Raw genomic sequence first — 9,239 nt, 5'->3', positions numbered from 1 at the left:
CGGTCGAGCCGGGAGGGCGTTCGCCCTGGGTCAAGGACCTTTCGACCCGGAAGATCTGAATCGGAATCCGGAACGGCGGGCTGCGTCGCCCCCCGGCCAAATGATCAGATTTCTACGCTTCTGAGTGAGCGTCTACACCAGCTATTTCCGCCACGTGTTCAGCGTCGCCGACCCCGGCTCCATCGACGGACTGATTCTCTCGGTGCAGCGCGATGACGGTGCCGTCGCCTACCTGAACGGCACCGAGGTGTTCCGCTCCAACATGCCGACCGGGACGATCAACCACCTCAGCCATGCCTCCAGCGCCGTAGGGGGCTCCGGAGAGACCAGTTTCAACCAACAGGGGGTACCCGCCTCGTTTCTCGTCCCCGGCGACAACGTTCTGGCCGTCGAGATCCACCAGGCGAATGCCACCAGCTCCGACATCAGCTTCGACCTGGATTTGCAAACGGGACCCGCTGTCCCCCCACTGGCGCGAGCGCCCTATCTCCACAACAGCACGACCAGCAGCGTCGTGGTGCGATGGCGGACCACCCTCCCTCTCGGAAGCCACGTCGCCTACGGCCCGGCCCCAGGAAGTCTCACCAGTTCCGTCACCAATCCCACGCCTACTACCGAACACGAGGTCGTGATCTCGGGGCTGCTCCCGGGAACCACATACTACTACTCCGTGGGAACGACCACCGAGACTTGGGCGGGGGACGATTCTGATCACTATTTCAGGACCCAGCCGACGCCGGGAACGCGCCCATCGGTCCGCGTGTGGGTGATCGGTGACTCTGGCGAGTGCGCCGTCTCCGCTCAGGGGTGCACGGACGCGGGAAATGTGCGCGACGCGTACCTCAATTTCGCAGGCGGCAACTTCGCCGATGTCTGGCTGCTGCTCGGAGACAACGCCTACGACAGCGGGACGGACGAGGAGTACACGGCGGGATTCTTCGACGTATACCCCGAGGTGATGCGCAACACGGTGATCTGGCCCACGCCGGGCAACCACGAGTTCTACTCGTCCGACTCACCCACCGAATCCGGCCCGTATTACGACTCCTTCAGCATGCCGATCCTGGGAGAGGCCGGCGGCGTCGCGAGCCTCACGGAGGCCTATTACTCCTTCGACTACGGCAACATCCACTTCGTCTCTCTCGATTCTCACGACACCGATCGGTCGGCCCCCGCCAACCCCGAGACGAACATCTGCCCACCCGGGGAGGGTGGCGCTATGTACCAGTGGCTCTGCGCGGACCTGGCCGCGACGGACAGGGACTTCGTGATCGCATTCTGGCACCACCCGCCCTATACCAGGGGTTCGCACAACTCGGACAGCTGCAGCGACTCCGGCGGGCGAATGTGCGACATGAGGGAGCACTTCCTCCCGGTGCTCGAGTACTACGGCGTCGACCTGCAGCTCACCGGTCATAGCCACTCCTACGAACGTTCGATGCTGATCGATGGCCACTACGGTCTCTCGAGTGAGTGCGCCGGCGGGGAGTGTCTCATCGACGGGGGGGACGGCGATCCGAGCGGCGATGGCGCCTATCAGAAGGCGACGCTGGGAATGGCACCGGGCGAAGGCGCGGTCTACGCGGTGGTGGGAAGCTCGTCGAAGATCAGCGGGGGATCGCTGAACCACCCCATAATGGAGATCTCACTCAACGAACTCGGCTCCCTGGTGGTCGACGTAGACGGCCACCAACTCGACGCCACTTTCATCGACGACGCGAGTACCGTCCGGGACCGGTTCCGGATCGTGAAGGGACCGGCCTGCGGCGACGGTATCGACAACGATGGTGACGGACTCGCGGACTACCCGGACGATCCCGGATGCGACGATGCGACGGACGTCTCCGAGCGCGCGGTATCTCTGGTCTGCGACGATGGCGTGGACAACGACAGCGATGGAGTCGCCGACTACCCCCTGGACCCGGGCTGCTTCGCTCCACAGGGGAACCTGGAAGGCACCCGGTGCGACAACGACCTCGACGATGACGGTGACGGTGACGGTGACGGAAAGATCGATTGGGACGGTGGTCTCGGGGGGGGGCTCCCCGATCCCGAATGCACCATTCCCCTGCGCAACAGCGAGAAGGCGCGGATCTGCGGCCTCGGATTCGAGGTCGCCCTGCTGCTGACACCTCTCCAATTCCTCTGGCGCCAGCGCCGCCGAAGGAGTTGAACCTCCGAACGAAGTCTGCCTCTACAGGGCGAGCAGAGGGGTTCACCCAGGTCCCACTGGGCTTGCACTGTTGGCGATCCGTCCTCGATCTCCCGCGTCGGGTGTACGTTCTACTTGGCAAGGCACCCCTTATCGGACAAAAATCCCCTGTTGGAACTCCTGTCCTCTCGTTGCTGGCATCGCTCGCGAAGAGCGACGCTCGGATGCCTGTCAGCGTAGAGCCGAGGCTGCGCGACCCGTGACCAGGGGGAGGTCGAGATAGGTGGAGATTCCGGCTTCCGCGCGACATACGTAGGGGATGGCATTGACGCAGTGGTGGGCGGTGGCGACAACGCCGGGGTTTCGTTTCAGGCCGGCCTCTACGGATTCGGGATGGAGGCCGTGGAAGTCGACGCTTACCGACGGGTCGCCCTGGACCTCTACCTCGAAACGCTCGCGTTTTGGGCCGAAGCGCCAGCACGGATCGAGATTCTCCTCCCCCATGAGCCAGTTCACTCGCACTCTGATCACCGCCTCGCCCCGCACCAATCCCTCCCAGGTGAAGCGCTGGGCCGCGACGTGTCCCGGTTGTATGGCACCGATGGGCGATTCGATGGGGGCCGTTGCCACCGCCATCTCGTGGGTTGCGCGTTTCTCCGCATCCAGTTTCATGCCCGTGGCGTCGGCGACCATGTCGATCGACTGGCAGAATCCCCTGCCGAGGAGGCCCAGCATGGGGCTGGCTTTGGCGTCTTGCGGAGTCTTTCCGAATAGCATGACTTCGCCCACCACAAACGGGGCGTCGTAGGTGCGAATGTCCGAGAACTCCTCCGCGCGCACGTAGGTAATGGCGCTTGAAAAGGCGGAGATGGTGAGCGGTAGGCGCTCGGTAATGCCACCTGGGTGGATGCCCGTACCGTGCAGGGTGGAGTTGCCTCGTTCGCAGGCAGCTCGGATGGCCTCGCAATCGGTATCTCGGAATGGATAGAACCAGCCGAGGGGGGTCACTACGTTCTTGCCGGACGCGAGGATGCGCGCCACCTCTTCGGTATCGGGAAGCAGGGGGCTATAGAGCACGCAGTCGGCTTTCAGGGCGAGGATCTCCTCGATGTCGCCAGTGCTGGCGATGCCCATGTGTTTTCCGCCGCTGATCTCACCCGCATCCAGTCCGGCCTTGTCTTTGCTGTGAACCCAGCAGCCGACGAGTTCGAGCTCCGGGTGCTCGGCAATGCCCTGGATGGCCGCACGGCCCACGCCGCCCGTGGCCCACTGAATGACGCGATGAATCATGTCGCTCTCCCTGTTTGCCGGAGTCCAGAGTTCAGGTGTACTCGTGCAGCCCCGCCGCCTTCTCGGCCTCGAAGAAGGCCAACAAACGGATAGGGATTTCAGCAGGGGCTAGCGCATGTCCTCCGGCGTCTGCTTCTCCATGACGTCCTTCGCGACCATCGCCAACCAACTGCGCGGCATGATCCGGAATGCTGCGTTCGCCCGCAGCCAGTTGAACCAACCCGAAATGACAGAGGGTTGATGGCCGAGCGCATCGAGCGCCACCTCGACCACGTGGGCGGCGGGCTCTCCGGCGTGCGGGATCTCGCCCGCCACCTCCATGAACTCGCTCTCGGTCGAGCCGGGCAGCAGCGCGAGCACGTCGACTCCGGTACCGCGCAGCTCTCCCCACAAGCCTTCCGCCAGCAGATTGTCGAAGCTCTTCGTTGCGCTGTAGAGCGCATGCAGCGGGAGCGGCTGAGAACCGGCGACCGACCCGGTGAAGATCACGGCGCCCCGCCCCCGCTCGCGCATTCCCGGAAGCAGCTCTGCCGTCAGCGCGACGGGCGCCGCACAGTTGAGCTGAACCATCTGGGCCAGCCGATCCCGATCCTGTTTGTCGAAGCGGCCGGAATAACCCACACCCGCGTTGTTCACGAGCATGCCGATCTCGAGATCGGCGACCTGCGAGAGCAACAATTCGACACCGGTTGCGGTAGCGAGATCGACCGGAACCGTGCGGACGTCTACGCCGTGCTCGCGTGTGAGCTGTTCGGCGAGTTCCTTGAGGCGATCTTCCCGACGAGCCGCGAGCACACAGGAAAACCCTTCGCGGGCCAACGCCCTGGCAAACTCGGCACCGATTCCAGCGGAAGCACCGGTGATGATCGCCCATCCGCCGTAGCGCTCACTCAGTGGCCCACTCGTCTCGCCCTGGAAGAGCTCCCGCGCGTTCCACAGGGCGATCGTCGGAAGCATGAAGAACGCACCCGCAAGCAGCCCGACGACCCACGCGCCTTCGGCTTCCGTGTACAGCATCGGCCAGATCAGCATCGAAACGACGACCTGGCCCGCGTAGACGGCCGCCCAGGGCCACATCCAGGAATGCAATCGCCAGAAGCCGATCATGCCGGCCGCGTAGACGAACCAATGGGGAATCTCCAGGGCTTTTGCCCAGAGCCCATGAAAACGCACGCCGAACCAGACTTCCTCGTCCGCCGCGATCGGCTTGATGAAGAGATCCCATGGCATGTAGACCAGCGCCATGAAGGCGCAGAACAGCATCAGTGCATTCATCCAATGCGGACGCCGAGAGAAATGGTGACGAAGCCAGCTGCCCATGGGTTTCTCCGCGAAGGGGGAACGGGAGGGTAGCCCGCCCCGGAGCCGCCGGGAATCAGGGGCGCTGAGCCTCGAAGCATTCCAGGCTTCCGCCTCCGGTCTCGAGCGGGAGCTAGCTGGAGCGCAGGGCAGCGACGACCTCCCCGTAGCGCCCGTCGTCATCGGGATCCTTCGGCATACGGAGGCTGATCGCGGAAGCCACGCCGGCGTAGCGGCTCGCCAGTTCCCCGGCGATGTCGTCATAGGCTGCGGACGGCACCAGCACATCGAGCATCTCGTCGTTGATCAAGCTGGACATTCCGGCCCAGTCGCCCTTGCGCGTCTTCTCGAGCAGCGTGCGCCCGACCTCGCCCCAGCCGTGGTGCTCGAGCGTGGCCCAGTAGGCAGGCGTCGAGTAGGTGAACGCCAGGATCTCGCGAGCGGCCTCACGCTCCGCGGAGACAGCCGCCATGTCCGGCCCCGTGGCCGTCATCGGATTCGCGATGACCTCGATCTCGCCGACATCTCGGTCCCCAGCGTGCGCGCCCCCTTCGAGCATGCTTCCCATGACGTCGCGTAGATAGCCAGGGCTCGAGTTCGTGGGATGTGCGATGACCTTGTTGGCGACCTCTCCCGCCACAGTGGTCATCTTGGGCCCGATCGCACCCAACATGATCGGGAGGTCCGGGTGGTCGATCGGGCCAGGACTGAAGAAGGGTTGCATCCTGGTCAGCGTGTAGCTCTCGCTCTCGTAGCGGAGCGGCGTACCGTTCTGCCAACACTCGAAGATGGCGCGCAGGGCCCCGACGTAGTCGCGCATGCGCGCGGCCGGCGCCGACCAGGGCATGCCGAAGCGTTTTTCGACATTGCCCCGGACCTGGGGGCCGAGACCGATACCGAAACGACCCCCACTCATCCTGGCGAGACTCCAGGCATCCTGGGCCAGGAGCATCGGGCTGCGCGCGAACGCGACCACGACGCCGGTGAGCACATGGATCCGTTCCGTGTGTTCCAATGCCAGGAGCGAACCCAGAATGGCGTCGTTCACCGCTTCGGGGATGATCAAGCCATCGAAGCCCAGACGTTCTGCGCGCTGCGCATGAGCCGGGTAGTCGGCAAGCGGCAGGTGGATATCGTCCACCGACGCGTAGACGCGCACGGTCTTACGCCATGGGCAGCGCGAAGCCATCCTCGACGGGTTTCTTCCCCTCGAAGAAGCTACCGAGCACCTTGTCCAGTTCGTCGACGCTCCACGGGGCTTCATTCTCGTGATCGAGCGCCGCCTGGGGGCGCTCGTAGACACGAATGTGCTTGCCCCAGAGTTGCAAGACCTGGCCGGAGACGTGTGCGGCCTGAGGCGACGCGATCCATGCGATGAGCGGCCCGATGTGCTCTGGAGCGAAGGTATCGAAGCCTTCCTCGGGCTTTCCGAAGATCCCGGCCCACGGCCCGCTCATGGTCATCCGCGTTCGGGCCCGGGGAAGCACGACATTCGCTGTCGCGCCGAAGCGCTGGCATTCACGCGCCGCGGACATCGTGAGATAGGTGATCCCGGCCTTGGCCGCGGCGTAGTTGGGCTGGCCCACGTTGCCCATCAAGAAGGAATCCGATGCCGTGCTGATGAGTCGTCCGTAGAGCGGATCCCCCCCTTCGGCTTTCGACTTCTCACGCCAGTAGGCCATGGTGTGCCGGATCATCGCGAAGTGGCCCTTCATGTGAACCCGGATCACCGAGTCCCACATTTCTTCGGTCATCTTCACGATCATGCCGTCGCGGGAGAAGCCCGCATTGTTCACCATGATGTTCAGATCGCCGAAGGTATCGACGGCCGTGCGAACGACGCGTTCGGCGTCCTCCCAGTTGGCGACATCGCCGAAAGCCGCGACCGCCTTGGCGCCGAGGGCTTCGATTTCCTGGACCACGGCCTGGGCCGGCTCTTCACTCGTGCCCGAGCCATCGGCCTGGGTACCGAGATCGTTGACGACCACGCTGGCGCCATGACGCGCCAGCTCCAGGGCTTCGATCCGTCCGAGGCCCTGGCCTGCGCCCGTCACGATGGCGACTTTCCCGTCGAGAATTCCCATCTCACTCTCCCGTTCGTTGTTGACCCGTTCGTTTTCTTAGATGCGCTCGATGATCGTGGCGGTACCGACAGCGGAGCCGCAGCACATGGTGATGAAGGCCGTGCTCTTGTCCTGACGTTCCAGCTCATGAAGGGCCGTGACCAGCAAACGAGAACCCGTGCATCCGACAGGGTGGCCCAATGCGATCGCTCCACCGTTCACGTTGACCTTGTCCGCGTCGATCTGGGGGAAGCTCTTCAGCCACGCAAGCATCACGCCCGCGAACGCTTCGTTGCATTCGAAGAGATCGATATCCGTGAGCGAGACCCCGGAGCGCTTCAGGATCTTGTGCGTTGCATCGATCGGTCCCTCCAGGAGGGTCGACGGGTCGCAACCAGTGACCACCTCATGGACGATCCGCGCCCGCGGCCGAAGCCCCAACTCCTTCGCGCGTTCCGCGGTCATGTAGAGAAGGCCCGCTGCGCCGTCCGATACCTGGGAAGAGGTTCCCGCCGTGTGGACACCGCCCTCTTGGACTGGCTTCAAGGCCGCGAGGCCTTCGAGGGTCGTGTCGCGCAGGCCTTGATCTCGGCTGACCTGTTTCATCTCACCGGTCGGCGCACCATCATCACCTAGCACCGGAGCTTCGACGGGAAGAATCTCCCGATCGAAACGTCCCTCGTCCCAGGCCTGCTTGGCGAGGGTCTGGCTGCGCAGGCCGAGAGCATCCGTTTCGTCCCGGGTGATTCCGAACTTCTCCGCGATGAGTTCGACACCGATGAATTGGGACATCGGCTCCTCCCAGGGAAAGTCCTCGGGGAGAAAGAAACCGGGGCCGTTCATCACGTTCATGCCCAGGCCCACATGGCTCATCAATTCGACGCCACAGGCAATGCCGATGTCGATCGAACCGGTCTTGACCAGGGCGCTCACCAGGTTGTTCGCCTGCTGACCCGAACCACATTGCACGTCGATCGTGGTGCCGGCGGTCGAGTAGTCGTCGGGCGAAATCGAAAGCCAGGCATGGCGGGCAATGTTGTTCGATTGCTCACCCGCCTGGGTGACGCATCCGCCGATGACCTGGTCCACGTCGCCAGGCTCGATGCCCGCTTTGTCGATCAGGCCACGCTGCACCTTCCCCAACAACTGGGCCGCATGCAGCCCCGAGAGATCACCCTTGCCCATCTTTCCGCGGCCAATCGGCGTGCGGAGCGCCTCGACGATCACGGCTTCCGGCATCTGCAGTACCTCCTTTTCTCAGCTCTGCTGGCCGAGGATCATTGCGGCCGTGGGGACTCCGACTCCTGAAGTCACCAACACGTGATCGTTCTTGGCGGGCTGATTCGTCGATGTCCCACGAATCAGGCGCGTGCCTTCGACGATGCCATTGACGCCATGGATGTAGGCCTCGGAAAGCTGACCACCGTGGGTATTGGTGGGCAGGCGGCCGCCATCTGCGCGCAGCGCGCCATCCTTCACGAAATCCTTGGCCTCGCCGGGCCCGCAGAAACCGAAGCTCTCGAGCTGCATCAAGACGATCGAGGTGAAGGCGTCGTAGATGATGGCCGCATCGATGTCATCCGGTCCGAGGCCCGCCATTCCGTACATCTGCTTTGCCACCAGCTCCATCTCCGGGATGTTGGAGATCTGCGGCCGATAGAAACTCGTCATCTGTTCCTGGTCGTCGCCGGAGGCCTGGGCAACGCCGCGGATGACGGCCGCCGGCTGGGCCAGATCCTTCGCACGCTCGGGGGTCGTGATGACCACGGCGCAGCCGCCATCGGTTTCCTGGCAGCAATCGTAGAGCCGCAACGGCTCACAGATCCAGCGCGCGTTCATGTACTCGTCCATCGTGAGGGGACGCTCATGAAAGAACGCGGCGGGGTTCTTCACCGCATGGTCCCGCGTGGCGATCGCCACCTCGGCGAGATCTTCGGGCTTGGCTCCAAAATCATGCATGTAGCGCTGGGTGAACATCGCCACCCAGCTGGCCGGCGTGAGCAGGCCCCATGGCATGTACCAGCTCCAGTGGATGAGATCCGTCGTGACGATGTCCCCGGAGACGCCATCGCTATAACGCTGGCCCGATCGTCCATTCAGCGCGCGATAGGCAACGACATAGTTCGCCGCACCGGTCGCCACGGCCATGACCGCCTGGTGGATGATGCCGATGGCTGCACCACCTCCGTAGCCGATCTTGCTGAAGAACGTGATGTCTCCGCAGCCTACCGAACGCGCCACCTCGACCTCATCGTTGGTATCGAGGATGAAGGTGGTGAGACCGTCGATATCTTTCGGCTGGAGGCCGGCATCGAGAATCGCCTTTCGGACGGCCTCGGATGCCAATGCCAGCTCCGAAACGCCGGAGTTCTTCGTGTACTTCGTCTCGCCGATTCCCACGATGGCGGCCTGATTGTGAAGAGTGCCCGCCATGC

At 63.8% G+C, this 9,239-nt stretch carries 7 protein-coding genes; 1 reads left to right on the top strand and 6 read right to left on the bottom strand.

The annotated features are described in order from the left end of the window. Window positions 1-124 precede the first annotated feature (124 nt). On the top strand, window positions 125-2,173 hold the full coding sequence (locus GY937_04300; protein MCP5055930.1) for a metallophosphoesterase family protein: 2,049 nt from the start codon (window positions 125-127) through the stop codon (window positions 2,171-2,173). Window positions 2,174-2,383: 210 nt separating this feature from the next. Here the strand turns inward: GY937_04300 and GY937_04295 are convergent, their stop codons facing one another. The 6 genes from GY937_04295 to GY937_04270 all read right to left on the bottom strand — a co-directional run bounded on the left by GY937_04295 (window position 2,384) and on the right by GY937_04270 (window position 9,237). Further along, a complete protein-coding gene (locus GY937_04295) occupies window positions 2,384-3,442 on the bottom strand; it encodes a dihydrodipicolinate reductase (GenBank protein ID MCP5055929.1) in 1,059 nt (352 codons plus the stop codon). A gap of 108 nt (window positions 3,443-3,550) precedes the next feature. Then, window positions 3,551-4,762, bottom strand: a complete 1,212-nt coding sequence (locus GY937_04290) for an SDR family NAD(P)-dependent oxidoreductase (GenBank protein MCP5055928.1) — start codon at window positions 4,760-4,762, stop codon at window positions 3,551-3,553. A gap of 112 nt (window positions 4,763-4,874) precedes the next feature. Beyond that, a complete protein-coding gene (locus GY937_04285) occupies window positions 4,875-5,900 on the bottom strand; it encodes a TIGR03617 family F420-dependent LLM class oxidoreductase (GenBank protein MCP5055927.1) in 1,026 nt (341 codons plus the stop codon). A gap of 4 nt (window positions 5,901-5,904) precedes the next feature. Then, window positions 5,905-6,825 carry an SDR family NAD(P)-dependent oxidoreductase gene (locus tag GY937_04280; GenBank protein MCP5055926.1) on the bottom strand — a complete coding sequence of 307 codons (921 nt, stop codon included), beginning with the start codon at window positions 6,823-6,825 and terminating at the stop codon, window positions 5,905-5,907. A gap of 36 nt (window positions 6,826-6,861) precedes the next feature. Then, complete coding sequence (locus tag GY937_04275) at window positions 6,862-8,043, bottom strand: steroid 3-ketoacyl-CoA thiolase (protein ID MCP5055925.1); 1,182 nt, start codon at window positions 8,041-8,043, stop codon at window positions 6,862-6,864. 18 nt (window positions 8,044-8,061) lie between these two features. Further along, window positions 8,062-9,237 (bottom strand): lipid-transfer protein, encoded by a 1,176-nt coding sequence (locus GY937_04270; protein ID MCP5055924.1) that lies wholly within the window; start codon window positions 9,235-9,237, stop codon window positions 8,062-8,064. Window positions 9,238-9,239: the final 2 nt, after the last annotated feature.

This window comes from bacterium (assembly GCA_024228115.1).
Taxonomy (GTDB): Bacteria; Myxococcota_A; UBA9160; order UBA9160; family UBA6930.
The sequence above is the reverse complement of the archived record's forward strand: the minus strand, read 5'-3'. Positions and strand labels throughout refer to the sequence as shown.